This is a genomic window from Alkaliphilus metalliredigens QYMF (genome assembly GCF_000016985.1).
In the GTDB taxonomy this organism is placed as follows: domain Bacteria; phylum Bacillota; class Clostridia; order Peptostreptococcales; family Natronincolaceae; genus Alkaliphilus_A; species Alkaliphilus_A metalliredigens.
This window is the reverse complement of record NC_009633.1, coordinates 2,077,662-2,090,938: the sequence shown is the minus strand read 5'-3', so window position 1 is coordinate 2,090,938 and position 13,277 is coordinate 2,077,662. Positions and strand designations below refer to the sequence as shown.

Sequence of the window (13,277 nt, the reverse complement as noted above, 5' to 3'; positions counted from 1 at the left end):
GTGCTAGTTACTTATACAACGTGAAATCAAAAGCTTAGGTAGATGCTCCTAAGCTTTTTCTAAATTCCTGCTCCAATTAATTTCTAAAGTATTGGTACTTCAAATAAAGATAATTCCAACTTTTTTATATTTCATACCCTAGCATACGTATCATATTTTCTATTTGTTCTACTTTTTGGTTGTTTTTTTCTTCATACAGTGGTAAGCACTTTTTTATATTCACCTGTCCTTCCAAAAGTTTAGATGCAAAGGCCATACAGGTTGCTATACCGCATCTTTTGCAATTTAATTTTGGTAAATTTTTATAAACTTCAATAGTATTGGGGGGGGTTCTCGTTTCATATAAAGGCTTAATGTGATCCTTTTTTTCATAAGCATCATTTACCAAATCCTTTACGATATCCATAATCTCATAGGCCTCTGATTCGTTAATGATTTGAGACACCCCTAATTTTTCTGGAAAAATTGTAATAATTGCAATTCCTCTTTTGAATGTTAAACTTCCCCCCCGATCATTATAATTGCCACCTTTTAGTACTGCATTTATATAGGGAAATATTGCTGAAATGTTCCTTGAAAATTTAGCTCTGAATTGCATTTTTCCTGCGTCCGTTGTACAAGGTTTGATAAAGTTCATCCTTATTTCTTCTAAATACATAATATCGTCTCCCCCTTTACCCTTATACTTGTTGATTGATTTTTTTTAATGCATTTACAAGTAAATCAATATCTTCTTCTGTGTTAAAATATCCTATACCAATTCTTACAGTTCCTTCTTTTTCTTTGCCGATCATTTTATGAGGACCTGGAGCACAATGAAGGCCTACTCGGACCATAACACCATATTCTTGGTCTAATATATAAGCGACTTCCTCTCCTGATACCTCTTGTAAATTAAAAGAAATCACCCCAACAATTTTATTCGGATCTTTTGGTCCGTAAATAGAGATGCCTCTTACTTCTTCTAATCTATCAAGTGCATATCCTACCAAATGCTTCTCTTTTTCAAATATTTTTTCTATTCCTTCATTTTGTATGAATTTTAATGCTGCCCTTAACCCTACTATTCCACTTACATTTAATGTGCCTGTTTCTAATCTATTAGGGAAATAATCCGGTTGATATTCATAGGCTGAATCACCTCCTGTTCCCCCAGACTTCAAAGGATCAATTTCTCCATCCCAATTCACGATAAGTCCTCCTGTTCCCATAGGACCTAAAAGGCTTTTATGTCCTGTAAATGCCAATAAATCAATGTTATCTTCCTTTATATCTATGGGCAAAACACCTGCAGTTTGAGCTGCATCCACTAATAAGGGAATACTATTTTCTCTAGCAATAGCACCTATTTCTCCTATAGGCTGTATCGTACCAAAAACATTCGAGGCATGATTAAGCACAATTAATGTTGTATTCTTTCGAATCAAATCCTTTACATCTAGTGGATTAATATACCCTTCCTTTGCAGCCGGCACCACCGATAGACTTATTCCCCTATCTCTTTCTAATGTTTTAAGACATCGCCATACAGCATTATGTTCTAAGCTACTGGTTATTACATGGTCTCCTTTTTTTACGATACCTTTTATAGCTAAGTTCAGGGACTCCGTAATATTTGCTGTAAAAATAACCTTTTTAGGGTCATGAAAATTGAAAAGGTTAGCAATCATTTTCCTTGTGTCATATACCAAGCCATCAGCCATCATTGCGCGCTCATAGGCTCCTCTTCCAGAAGTAGCACCGTTATTTAACATAAAATCATATACAGCATCTAATACTTCCCGTGGCTTTGGATAAGATGTAGCTGCATTATCTAAATAAACCCCCATTATATCCCCCCTATTTTCATTAATATATAATCATATATTTATATATCAATGCATTAATAATTTCATGTTACACCAAAATTCACCATATATCAATGATTATTCCGTTGTATTTTTCATGGGTTTCATGCTAAATAAGTAAATGTTTTTAAGTAGTAAGTAATTTGTACAAAAAAGGAGGCTAACAAATTCTTTTTGTCTGTTAGCCTCCTCAATATTTCCTTTATTCCCATTATTATATTTATGATTTTATCAATCTTCTTAACTTTAGAGTTTATTCTTTATATAGTTAGCTGCTAGAGTGCTATTATTTTTCTGCACAAATCATAAATGCACTTGTTAAATAAATTTCGTTATTCTCCTGATCCATTGCCGCAAATTTACGACCTTGGCTTAAATCCACAGATACTGAATTAACTCCCATAGCAACAAGTGTGTTTACGTCCCACTGAGGTCTTCTGATACTACTCATAGGTAATTCGCGGGCTATTTCCCTCATGATACTAAAGTCCACATTGTCTATGTTGTTTTTAGTATGACCTTGACGATCAGGGACATATTCTATCTTTTCATAGCCTTCTTTATACACATCATCATGTAGATGTAGATAGTAATTACCATCAAAATTAATAATCTTCCCACCTTTTTTTAGTACTCTAATCCATTCTCTATATGCCTTCTCAGGGAATTCAAGGTTCCACATTAGGTTTCTTGTTACAATTAAATCAAAACTTTCATCTTCAAATTCAAGATTTTGTGCGTCCATTTGCCTTAAGTCCAGCTTAACATTAAACTTACGCGCTGTTTCTTCAGCATGCTTTAGCATATTTGGTGTATAATCAATTCCTGTAACATCATGGCCTTCCTGGGCTAAAAGAACAGCAAAAAAACCGCTACCCGTTCCAACATCTAGTACCTTAAGTTTTCTTTCTGTCATTCCGTATTTCTTAAAAAGCTGCAACCACTGATCTTTCTTATCGTCTTCTAATTCCTCCACTACCGAAAGCGAAAAACCCCTTGCTCTTTGATTCCAATAATCTTCAATTTCCCGAAGCTTTTTCATAGCTATCTCCCCCTACTACATTTTTTATCTGCAATTCCTCATAATTTTTGACGTGACATGCACAATAATGAAGTTCATCCACCTTTGTAAGTCTTGTTTTTTTTAGTCTACATATATTTTCTGCTCTCTCACATCTTGAATAAAAGCGACACCCATCTCCTATATTCAAATCCTCTGTCATAAATCCCTTTAAAATTTTAATATCATTTTTTCTTCTACTTTTGACTGGTAGAATAGATTCAAGTAATGACCTGGTATAAGGATGCTGACTATGGGAAATCAATTTTTTTGACTCAATTATTTCTACGATCTCCCCCATATACATAATCGCGATCCGATGGCTAACCTTTTTAACAAAGGCTAGATCATGTCCAATAAATATATAGGACATATGGTTTTCCTCTTTTAATTTCATTAAAAGTTCAGCAATCTGTTGTTGTATAGATACATCTAATGCACAAGTAGCTTCATCACATATCACGATCTTCGGCTTTACCGATATAGCCCTGGCTATTGCAATCCTTTGAAGTTCGCCTCCACTTAGTTCATGGGGATATTTTTTTGCATATATCTGTGGCAATCCTATGGATTCCAGTAGACCAACAGCCGCCTTCATTGCCTCTTTTTTCTTTATGATACCATAATTTATAAAAGGTTCAGCTATCGCCTCCTGCATTCTCATTCGAGGATGAAAGGTTGATTTAGGATTTTGGAAAATCATTTGTATATTAAGGTGATTTTTTCTCAATTGCTGTTTTTTCACATCTGTAATTTTCTCACCACGATAGTATATCTCACCACTACTGGGTGTATCAACATTTGTAATAATACGGGCAATTGTACTCTTTCCACTTCCTGTCTCTCCTACTATTCCCAGACACTCCGAGGGGTAGAGATCTAGGTTAATATCTCTTAGAGCCTGTACACCCCTCCCCTTTTGTACGTAAAAGTTTTTGTTTACATTTTTAATCTCAAGAATAGGTTCTTTGCTATACAATGCTATCATCCTCCAATTCTGGAACAGCTAAAAGTAGTTTTTGTGTATAGGGATGCTTTGGATTGTAGATTATTTGATCCTTACTACCGTGTTCTACAATAACACCGTTTTTCATTACAACTATTTCATCTGCCATGTAGGAGGCAACTCCCATGTTGTGAGTTACGATCACAATGGCTGCTGCTGTTTCTTCCCTTTGCTTCATCATGAGTTTAACCACCTGGGCCTGTATTGTAACATCTAAGGCGCTTGTGGGTTCATCTGCCAAAAGAATATCTGGTTTCATTACCATTGCCATGGCCATTGCAGTTCTTTGTTTCATACCTCCACTAAGCTGAAATGCGTATGAATCCATAACCCTTTCAGCACTAGGAAGATACATATCTTCTAAGGCCTGGCAGGCCATGGTATAAGCTTCTTCTCTCGAAACATTCCTATGACTTAAAATACTTTCTATAAATTGCTTACCTATTTTTCTTTTTGGATTAAAGTATGTGCTAGCATCTTGAAAAACAAGGGCTATTTTGTTTCCTCTTGTTTTTCTCCACTGAAAGTAATTGTTCTTCAGTAGATTTTTCCCATCATATAAAATCTCACCCTGTATCACTTCTCCATTATTAGGCAACAGTCCCATAATCCCATGAATTAAAGTAGATTTTCCACTTCCACTTTCTCCAACCACAGCTATAATTTTATTTTTCTGTATTGTGAGATTGAAATTATGTAAGGCTAATTGCTGATTATATTGGATAGACAGGTTTTTTATTTCCATCAAAGTCATAGGGTTCACTCCATTTTTATATCAGGTGTAATCATATAATAATCAATTGGTTGCTGTTTAAGGTTTTTGATACGGCTATTTCCTACTATATTAAGAGGTATATAGTTAATATAAAAGTTTGCTACATCGTCAATTGCAATCTGAGAAATTTTAGCAGCAATTTCATATCTTTCCTGTGGGTCAAATACACTGTTTAAGGATTCAATGTACTGATCCATCTCTGGGTTGCTATACTTACCGTAATTTCTTGTGGCATCTGCTTTATAAGTAATTTGCACAAAGCTCTGTGGGTCTGCTGTAATACCTGTATTGTCATTGGAGAAAGTAATATCGAATTTTCCTTCTTCATAAATTGCATTAAGATTTTCAACTGTTCTTATTTCAGCGCCAATACCAATTTCTTTAAACTGTGCCTGCATAGCGGCAGCAATAATGCCAGGAGCAGATGAACCATGGGCACCAGTCTGATATATTTCAAGAACAATGTTTTCTCCGTTCATTTCTCTTATGCCATCACCCTTTGTGTCTGTATAACCTGCATGGTCTAAGATTTCTTTAGCCTTTTCAGGATCAAACCCATCTGCTTTTAGTTTTTCATTGCCAAAGGGGAGTGCATTTGAAAACATACCAGTTCCAGGTGTTCCACCTATCAGTAAAGCATAGCTTTCTCTATCGATTGCATGGGAAAGCGCTTTTCGAATATTTAAATCCGATAAAACAGAACTTTGGTGATTAATATAAGCAAACAAAGTTCTAAGACTAGGTATTTCATCTACTATAAAATTATCATTATCCTTAAATACATTAATCTGACTTTGATCTATACTTCCTGTTATGTCAACTTCTCCAGATTGAATAGCCATTGTTCGTGTATTACTATCAGGTATATGTCTAAAGGTAATAGCGTCTAGGCCTACTTCCCCATTCCAATAGTTTACGCTTTTTACAACCTCTATTGATTCCTCTGGTTGAAAGCCTTCAACCACATAGGGCCCTGTAGCTATAGGAGCATTTTCAAAATCTGCATTCTCGGCATCTACATCGATAATTGCAAACAAAGGCTCTGCAAGATTACCAATAAGAGCAGCGTATGGCTCCTTCGTTATAATCGTAATAGTTTGTCCATCTGCTTCCATGGTGTCAATTTGCGAAATCATCCCTGCCCTCTCATTTAAATCTAGAGAGCGTTGAATTGATTTTTTAACAGCCTCTGCATCAACTTTTTTACCAGTGCTAAAGGTGACTTTGTCTCTTATCGTAAATTTCCAAGTCTTATCACCATCATTTTCCCAGCTTTCTGCAATAAGACCTTCATATTTCATTTCATCTGTAATACGGATTAAAGATTCTGCTACACCTATACGACTCAATACCCATCCTGTATAGCCAGAAGTATTGTCCAGTGTGGCTGTCACCCAAAACAAACCAACGTTTGCATGCTTTGTTTCTGTGCTTTCAGCAGCAGTGTCCTGCTGAACAGGTGTTTCTACTTCCTTGGTTGAACATCCTGTTAATAATAATACCCCCATTACGACAGCAATCAATAAAGCTAAAACGGTTTTTTTCATCATCCCTTTTCCTCCTCATTATCATGTCTTATGCCTTTTAAATGTTTTATTTATTCTTTAGGGTCTAGCACGTCTCTCATATTGTCACCTAAAAGATTAAAAACAAGAACCGTAAGAAATGTTGCTACCCCTGGCACGAGCATCAGCCATGGAGCAGTTTGAATATAGTCCTTCCCCTCATTCAACATAGATCCCCACTCAGGGGTTGGGGGTTGTGAAGCCAGCCCTAGAAATGATAACGCCGCAATGGAAAGCATGGTGTGACCTATTTCCATCGTAGCTAATACGACAATCGGTGAAATAATATTAGGCAATATGTATGTAAAAAGTATTTTAGGCGTCCTGGCACCACATAGCTTTGCTTGTACAATATAATCTTGACTCTTTGCAGTGAGAACCATACTTCTTGCCATCCTGGCATACTTTGTCCATTTTTGTAGTGCTAAGGCTATAACTGTATTGACTAAGCTAGGTCCCATCATACCCACTAGCACAATAGCAAAAATAGTCCCTGGAAATGCAAGGAGCATATCCGAAATCCGCATAAGTACAGTATCTATAACGCCTTCAAAATATCCAGATAGAATACCAATAATCGTTCCTAACACAGATACAATCATGGTCATAATAAATGTTAGCTTAAGAGAGTTTTTCGCACCACTCAGCACTCTTGAAAATACACAACGTCCAAGCTGATCCGTCCCGCCAAAATATTCTAGGCTTGGGGGTTTAAGTATTTGTGAAAAATTGGTGACCAGTGGATCATGGGGAACAATATAATTGCTCAAAAGTGTTACCGCTACTCCTGCCGATGCAAAAAATAATAGTATATAAAATTTTTCATGGACATACTTTCTTTTATAGCTCAGCATATTTTTTTCTACCCCCTGTACTTTTATGGGGATCCAGTAGGGTATTTAAAAGATCCACACCTAAATTAATAAAAACATAAATTATTGTCATCCAGATTACATAGGCTTGGATGACAGGATAGTCTCTGACAGTTATGGCATCAATAGCCATTCTCCCTACTCCAGGCCACGAAAATATGCTTTCAATGATCGCTGTACCTCCTAAAAGACCTCCAATTGATAGTCCTAAGAGGGTTATTACAGGCAAAACACAATTTGGCAGCACATTTTTTAGTATAATATCTAATTCTTTTACACCTCTAGCCCTTGCTCCTATTACATATTCACTAGACATTTCCTCCAATATGGCTACCCTTATTTGACGAGCATATCTACATATCATAGGTATGGCCAAAGTCGCCACTGGAAGTATTGATGATTTTAATGAACCATCAGACATGACAGGAAGCCATTGTTTCATAACACCAAATACCAGCATTAGAATAAGTCCTAGCCAAAAATTCGGCATTGCAATACCAATAAACGAAGTAAATCTAATGATATAATCAATGGGTTTGTTTTTATAGATAGCCGATAAGATCCCAAGAGGCAAGGCAAAAATAATCATCACACCAGTAGATAACAGAGTAAGCTTTATCGTTTGAGGAATTCTCCTTGACATTTGCGCAAAAACTGTATCTCCATGCTGAAAAGAAGTTCCGAAATCACCCTGTAAAACCCCTTTTAGCCAGTTTACATACTGAATGATAAAAGGATCATGGAGGCCCATTTTTTCTCGGGTAGCTTCAAGTAGCTCTGCAGTAGGTGCAACCCCCTGTCTTGAGAGTGTCATTTCAGCAGCATCACTTGGAGACATAGAGGTTAAGGCAAAGGTGAGAAATGTAACCCCTAAAAGGATAACAACCATATGTACGATTCTTTTAAATGTGTATTGTACTACCATAAAAAAACCCCTCTATGATATAAACTTTTAAAAATACGCAAAAAAAACCTAGGGCTCTACACATAGGTCTTCATGACACTTCTATTTAAGAATGTGTTGTGTGTTTTCTTCATGAAAACACTACTACTATACTTTAACACCAAACCCTAGACTTTGTCAATAATTTGTCAATAATTTATCAATATTCATTTTTGAATATCCTGTGGGTAACCCAAATAACCTACTCTTCCTAATTCTCTACTTGATGTCGTTTAAAACTAAAATATGCCCCAATGACCATGAGTATCGATAGTGCAACAGAAACAAAGGCTATTGCCCAAGGCAGCATAATCACTTTGTCAAAGATATAAAAGGCATCGAAGTTTTTAAAATGATCTACACCTATTAAAACCTTAGTAGGCATAAACATAAAAATTTTCGTTATGATCTCTCCAGTAAATATTACTGAAAGTGTTATGGGGAACAATACAACAACTCCTGCTGTGACTAGAGAGGTAACCGATCCTTTGGACCTGGATGAAATAAACAATATAGTGGATGTTAAAAATATTAGTCCTAAAAAACTCATAGCAGTTATCACAAAGTAACTTGTCATGTAGGTGAATGGGTAGGGATTTGGATTTTGCGCCCAGTTTTGAAGAAATGATCTGGCCCCTTCTGCCCCAAATAAGGTGAATATCATAACAATATTTATCAACTGCATCATCACCCATGATAAAATTGATAATAAAAATGCTGTGATGATCTTTGCTTTAATTACTTTATTTTTACCATACTTTCCACTTAAAATAAGAGAGTCTGTCTTTCTGGCATACTCCTGAGAAAACATTGGTGACAGAATCACAATCAGCAATACACCCACCGTAAATGGTAGTACTGTCTGCATAGCATGAAGCCTTGACCACCCCCAGCTGTAGTCGTAATAAGCCTTATACTCATCACTTAGATAACCATACATTTCTTCTGCCTTTGATGCCAAAGCTTCTCCTTTTTCCCCACCATAAACTTCACGGTAATGGTTGGCTTTTTCTTGCCCTATTTCATTTGCCGACCTGTAAAAGTTTGATGCTGCTTCAGGTCCTTCCAAAAGTTGAAGTTCTCGACTGTTCATTACCTCCTCTTTAAGGAAGAACACTATATTTGAGTCGATCATTTCCCTCGATAATCCCCGAGCAAGTAATTCTTCAGTTTTTTCCTTTCGCTCCACCTCACTTATGTGATTGGCTGGATTGTACAGTATTGCATCTTTTGTCTCTTTTATATTTTGTATCCACTTTTCATCAATGAAGCCTGCAAATTCTAATTGCTCCTGTCTCAATTGGTTTACCTTTTCTGTGCTATATGGCATGCCATAGGTTGGTTCATTATCAAATGTGCCATAGAATATCATTGATACGTTATAAAAAAGAATTATTACTAATATAACAAAAACCATAGGCCTGAAAACACTTTTTCTTATCTCAAATCCAATTAAATCTTTCAACGTGCCACCCCCTTAATTTTCTACTTGATGTCTTTTAAATGTTCTAAATGCAATTGTTACCATAAAAACAGCTGCAAAAACAGCTACTATGGTTACTGCCCACTGCATTAAAACAACGTTTCCCCCAATATAATACGCTCTAAAAAAAGTGAAATGATTGGTAGCAATTAATATCCTAACAGGCATAAAAAGCATTGACTCTCCCATAAGACTACCTACCACACCATCAACATTTGGTATAGATATCATCACGGGAAATAATAAAACCACGCTACTTATGAGTATTGAAACAAATGAACTTTTTGTTTTCGCTGATACTAAAACAATGACACTGGTAAAGCATATTAACCCAATAAAACTCACTACACTTACTACAATATAGTTTGTTAGTTGTGTGAAGGCAAATGGACTGCTGTTAACTACCCAATCCTGCACAAAGGTTTCTCCCCCCTGCAAACCAAACAGCCGTGCCGTCACCAGTAAATTCACAACCTGTACAGTTAACCAAAAGCCTACAGCCAATATAAAGGCGGCCAATAGCTTTGCATAAATCAATCTACTCTTACCGTACTTTGTAGACAATAAAAGGCTATCTGTCTTTTGACTATATTCCCTTGAGAATATAGTGGCTATTGTCACTATCAAAAACAGTCCCACGGTGAAAGGCATCATACTTTGCATAAAGTTGAGTTTATGCCACCCTAAATTGTAATTATAATGTGCTATATAGTCCTGGGCTAGGTATCCATACATTGCTTCAGCCTTAGACGCTAAGTCTTCACCTTTCTTTCCGTCAAACACGCTTCGATAATACGCCCCTTGGTTGTCAGAAAATTGCTGGGCATGATTATAAAATCCAGCGAAATATTGGGCATCCTGAAGTATGTTATAAGATAAGCTATTTAATAACTCTGGTTTCAAAAAATTATTATTGTCCATCTTATCGATATATTCCTGTGTATAACCCCTTTGTAAATACTCCTGTCGTACTTGTGCCTTCTCAGTTTCGGTCATCAAATTATCGGGATTCTCCCTGTTTCTTTTCAGCTTTTCCTGTATTACATTACTCCAGTTTTCATTGATTTCACCTGCATATTGGGATTGTTCTACCCTTTGCATTTCTATATCTTGTAGGTTTACAATATTACCCTCGCTATTTAATAATAGGACGATCCCATTTACGGCAAGTATCATCAAGATCAACACGAGGGCTATAGGCGGAATTAGCATTTTTTTGAGTTCTAACTGAATCATGGTTACCATTTACACTTCTCCCTTGAAATGATAGAGATACAAATCTTCAAGGTTTGGCGAAATATTTACTGCATTCTCTGAAGGTCGTTCCTCCGATACAATACGAAGCTCCACCATCTCGCCGCTATGCTTTAGATTGCTCACAATAAACTTACTATTGTAGCTATCCACATCCTTAGGTACAACCTGTAGGCTCCATACGAAGTCCTTTATAGAATCGCATATGCGATTTGTGGTGGCCTGCTGTGAAAGCTGCCCATCCTTCATAATTATAATTCTATCTGCAATGTATTCAACATCTGAAACGATATGGGTAGAGAGCAATATGATCTTTCCTGTAGAGTGATCACTGATGATATTACGGAATTTAGCCCGTTCTTTTGGGTCAAGTCCAACTGTAGGCTCATCTAAGATGAGTATTTTAGGATCATTAATTAGAGCTTGGGCAATCCCTAACCTCTGACGCATGCCACCGGAATAAGTCTTGATTTTCTTCTTTCTTACCTCATAAAGTCCCACTGTATCGAGTAACTCCTTGCATCTGTTATTAGCAGTCAACCGTGGTAACCCCTTTAAGGATGAAAAATATAGCATAAAGTCCCAAGCGGAAAAATCAGGATAATACCCGAAATTTTGTGGCAAATACCCTAATAATTCACGATAAGCTTCATCTAGCGTTGTTATATTAACGCCATCTAACAAGACTTCCCCTGATGTGGGACGTAATATATCGCACATTATCCGCATCAATGTTGTTTTACCTGAACCGTTTGCACCAAGCAGTCCATTAATCCCCTCGGTAAATGTGGCAGAAAACCGGTCCACCGCTAATTTGCTTCCATATTGTTTTGTTAACTTATTAATCTTTAGTTCCATTCGATAAGTACCTCCTTGTTTGTTATATCTTTTATAAAATGATAGAGTTCAGCTAGGAAAAACCCTGTTGATAGTACAAATAAGATAACCCACATGGTTTCGGTTATGGCAATAAAAAAACTAAGATCTGCTAACATCTTCATCAAAGCAACCAAACAGAGGGAAATGCTAATGGATGCTACAGTAGAACGAATCTTTACAAAATGGAACACCAGTAAATGAATTCCGTTTACAATGTTAAAGGGCACTAGACCATAGAGAACAACTTGAGTAAATGGTATCTGGTGTTGGATTGATAGAAAAGTGATCATTATCGTTAACGCCACAAGGTTGACACTTCCAATAATAAATAACCGCGCTACCAAAATCTTTGATACACTATTCTTGCAGGTATCCTCCAATTCAGACATGCCGTAAACCATACTTTTGATTACTTCTGGTACTGCAAAAAAAGCAAGTATAGGTGTTAGGACGAATAATATCCTTTGTATTTCAAGGTATGCATCAATTAAATTAATAGAAAACGTCATCGTCATGATGATAGCAATGAGTTGCGTCACCCAAAGATAAGGTGAAATATATCTTGCTTGCTCTCTGAGGAGCACACTAAAGGCTGTTTTAGAAGGTACCATTCGATCCATAACATTTTGTCCTAATCGTATCGTCTTAGCAATATCCTCTTCTTTGCCATGGGGAACGTGATGTTGTTGAAGTATTTCTTTAAAACCATCTCTATCTTTCAAAGTAATCCTCCTCACTAAACATTTTTTTCAGCTTATCCTTTCCTTGCTTCAATCGTGATTTTACTGTGGGTAAACTTACTCCCATAATTTTTGCAATATCCTTTGCCTTCATATCATGATAGTAATAAAGGATAATGGCATCTTTTTGAATATCAGGAAGCGCATCAACTTTTTGCTTGATAGCCTTTGCTTCCTCTTTTTGTATGACACTCTCTATAGGTTCAGGTTTACTATCACTTTTCCGCAGACTATCAATATCTTCATAGCTCTGCTGGGGCTTTTTATAATAATCGTTGCAAGTATTAACGGCTATTGTAAATAAAAAGTTAGTAAATTTTCCTGTAAAGTGATAGTTATATATGGCTTTTACCAGCTTTAGAAAAATATCCTGTGTTAAGTCAGCGGCCACTACTTGATTCCCTGTTCTTCTGATACAATAGCTATAAATATTTTGATAATGTTTTCTTACTAAAGTATCAAATGCCTGCTGATCGCCTTTTTTTATCCGCCATATTAGTTGATAGTCCTCAATGATGAACGCCTCCTTTCGTTTTGTAAAATCTCCTACACTTATATTAACGAGTATAACTGAAAAAAGGATTTAAAATTCCCAGGGAAATAAATATAATTTATATGGCTACAGGTCCATTGTCCGTGGTTACTGTGGTAGCAAATGAATGGAAGACAGTATGTTTTCTCAAAATTTGGCATAGAAAAGCACCTACCTGAGTAGATGCTTCTAAATAATATCTTCACCTTTCTTTCTACAGTATGATACGCCCATATTAATGACTTCTTTTTTGTCTCCATTACGATTGCTGTAATATTTTTTTGTCTTCTTCCTCTAAAAACTGGTTTGTATAAAGCCTAT

At 36.3% G+C, this 13,277-nt stretch carries 13 protein-coding genes; all 13 read right to left on the bottom strand.

What is annotated here, in order from left to right:
- Positions 1-124: 124 nt before the first annotated feature.
- On the bottom strand, positions 125-658 hold the full coding sequence (locus tag AMET_RS09940) for a (Fe-S)-binding protein (protein ID WP_012063155.1): 534 nt from the start codon (positions 656-658) through the stop codon (positions 125-127).
- 22 nt (positions 659-680) lie between these two features.
- Positions 681-1,829, bottom strand: a complete 1,149-nt coding sequence (locus AMET_RS09935) for a cysteine desulfurase (RefSeq protein ID WP_012063154.1) — start codon at positions 1,827-1,829, stop codon at positions 681-683.
- A 304-nt stretch (positions 1,830-2,133) separates the two neighbouring features.
- Positions 2,134-2,889 (bottom strand): class I SAM-dependent methyltransferase, encoded by a 756-nt coding sequence (locus tag AMET_RS09930; RefSeq protein WP_012063153.1) that lies wholly within the window; start codon positions 2,887-2,889, stop codon positions 2,134-2,136.
- Positions 2,867-3,886, bottom strand: coding sequence for an ABC transporter ATP-binding protein (locus tag AMET_RS09925; protein WP_012063152.1), 1,020 nt, complete (start codon positions 3,884-3,886; stop codon positions 2,867-2,869). The genes AMET_RS09930 and AMET_RS09925 overlap by 23 nt, the downstream gene beginning before the upstream one ends.
- Positions 3,879-4,667 (bottom strand): ABC transporter ATP-binding protein, encoded by a 789-nt coding sequence (locus AMET_RS09920; protein ID WP_012063151.1) that lies wholly within the window; start codon positions 4,665-4,667, stop codon positions 3,879-3,881. Before AMET_RS09920 ends, AMET_RS09925 begins: the two co-directional genes overlap by 8 nt.
- Positions 4,668-4,672: 5 nt before the next feature.
- Positions 4,673-6,238 (bottom strand): ABC transporter substrate-binding protein, encoded by a 1,566-nt coding sequence (locus tag AMET_RS09915; protein WP_012063150.1) that lies wholly within the window; start codon positions 6,236-6,238, stop codon positions 4,673-4,675.
- Between the two features lie 47 nt (positions 6,239-6,285).
- Positions 6,286-7,107 carry a nickel transporter permease gene (gene nikC / locus AMET_RS09910; RefSeq protein ID WP_012063149.1) on the bottom strand — a complete coding sequence of 274 codons (822 nt, stop codon included), beginning with the start codon at positions 7,105-7,107 and terminating at the stop codon, positions 6,286-6,288.
- On the bottom strand, positions 7,094-8,050 hold the full coding sequence (nikB, locus tag AMET_RS09905; protein WP_012063148.1) for a nickel ABC transporter permease: 957 nt from the start codon (positions 8,048-8,050) through the stop codon (positions 7,094-7,096). The genes nikC and nikB overlap by 14 nt, the downstream gene beginning before the upstream one ends.
- Before the next feature lie 229 nt (positions 8,051-8,279).
- Positions 8,280-9,533 carry an ABC transporter permease subunit gene (locus AMET_RS09900; RefSeq protein ID WP_012063147.1) on the bottom strand — a complete coding sequence of 418 codons (1,254 nt, stop codon included), beginning with the start codon at positions 9,531-9,533 and terminating at the stop codon, positions 8,280-8,282.
- Between the two features lie 12 nt (positions 9,534-9,545).
- Complete coding sequence (locus AMET_RS09895; RefSeq protein ID WP_012063146.1) at positions 9,546-10,796, bottom strand: ABC transporter permease; 1,251 nt, start codon at positions 10,794-10,796, stop codon at positions 9,546-9,548.
- Positions 10,797-11,663 carry an ABC transporter ATP-binding protein gene (locus AMET_RS09890; protein WP_012063145.1) on the bottom strand — a complete coding sequence of 289 codons (867 nt, stop codon included), beginning with the start codon at positions 11,661-11,663 and terminating at the stop codon, positions 10,797-10,799. It abuts the gene before it with no gap.
- The gene (locus AMET_RS09885) at positions 11,654-12,406 is read right to left on the bottom strand and encodes a hypothetical protein (protein ID WP_012063144.1); all 753 of its coding nucleotides are present in this window, start codon (positions 12,404-12,406) and stop codon (positions 11,654-11,656) included. Before AMET_RS09885 ends, AMET_RS09890 begins: the two co-directional genes overlap by 10 nt.
- Positions 12,396-12,920, bottom strand: coding sequence for an RNA polymerase sigma factor (locus AMET_RS09880; protein ID WP_278184256.1), 525 nt, complete (start codon positions 12,918-12,920; stop codon positions 12,396-12,398). Before AMET_RS09880 ends, AMET_RS09885 begins: the two co-directional genes overlap by 11 nt.
- Positions 12,921-13,277 lie beyond the last annotated feature (357 nt).

What these genes read in the sequence shown, in the direction of transcription:
- AMET_RS09935 (WP_012063154.1), bottom strand. Translation starts at nt 1,829, where the DNA reads ATGGGGGTTTATTTAGATAATGCAGCTACATCTTATCCAAAGCCACGG.
- AMET_RS09915 (WP_012063150.1), bottom strand. Translation starts at nt 6,238, where the DNA reads ATGATGAAAAAAACCGTTTTAGCTTTATTGATTGCTGTCGTAATGGGG.
- AMET_RS09930 (WP_012063153.1), bottom strand. Translation starts at nt 2,889, where the DNA reads ATGAAAAAGCTTCGGGAAATTGAAGATTATTGGAATCAAAGAGCAAGG.
- nikC (WP_012063149.1), bottom strand. Translation starts at nt 7,107, where the DNA reads ATGCTGAGCTATAAAAGAAAGTATGTCCATGAAAAATTTTATATACTA.
- AMET_RS09890 (WP_012063145.1), bottom strand. Translation starts at nt 11,663, where the DNA reads ATGGAACTAAAGATTAATAAGTTAACAAAACAATATGGAAGCAAATTA.
- AMET_RS09920 (WP_012063151.1), bottom strand. Translation starts at nt 4,667, where the DNA reads ATGACTTTGATGGAAATAAAAAACCTGTCTATCCAATATAATCAGCAA.
- AMET_RS09895 (WP_012063146.1), bottom strand. Translation starts at nt 10,796, where the DNA reads ATGGTAACCATGATTCAGTTAGAACTCAAAAAAATGCTAATTCCGCCT.
- AMET_RS09940 (WP_012063155.1), bottom strand. Translation starts at nt 658, where the DNA reads ATGTATTTAGAAGAAATAAGGATGAACTTTATCAAACCTTGTACAACG.
- nikB (WP_012063148.1), bottom strand. Translation starts at nt 8,050, where the DNA reads ATGGTAGTACAATACACATTTAAAAGAATCGTACATATGGTTGTTATC.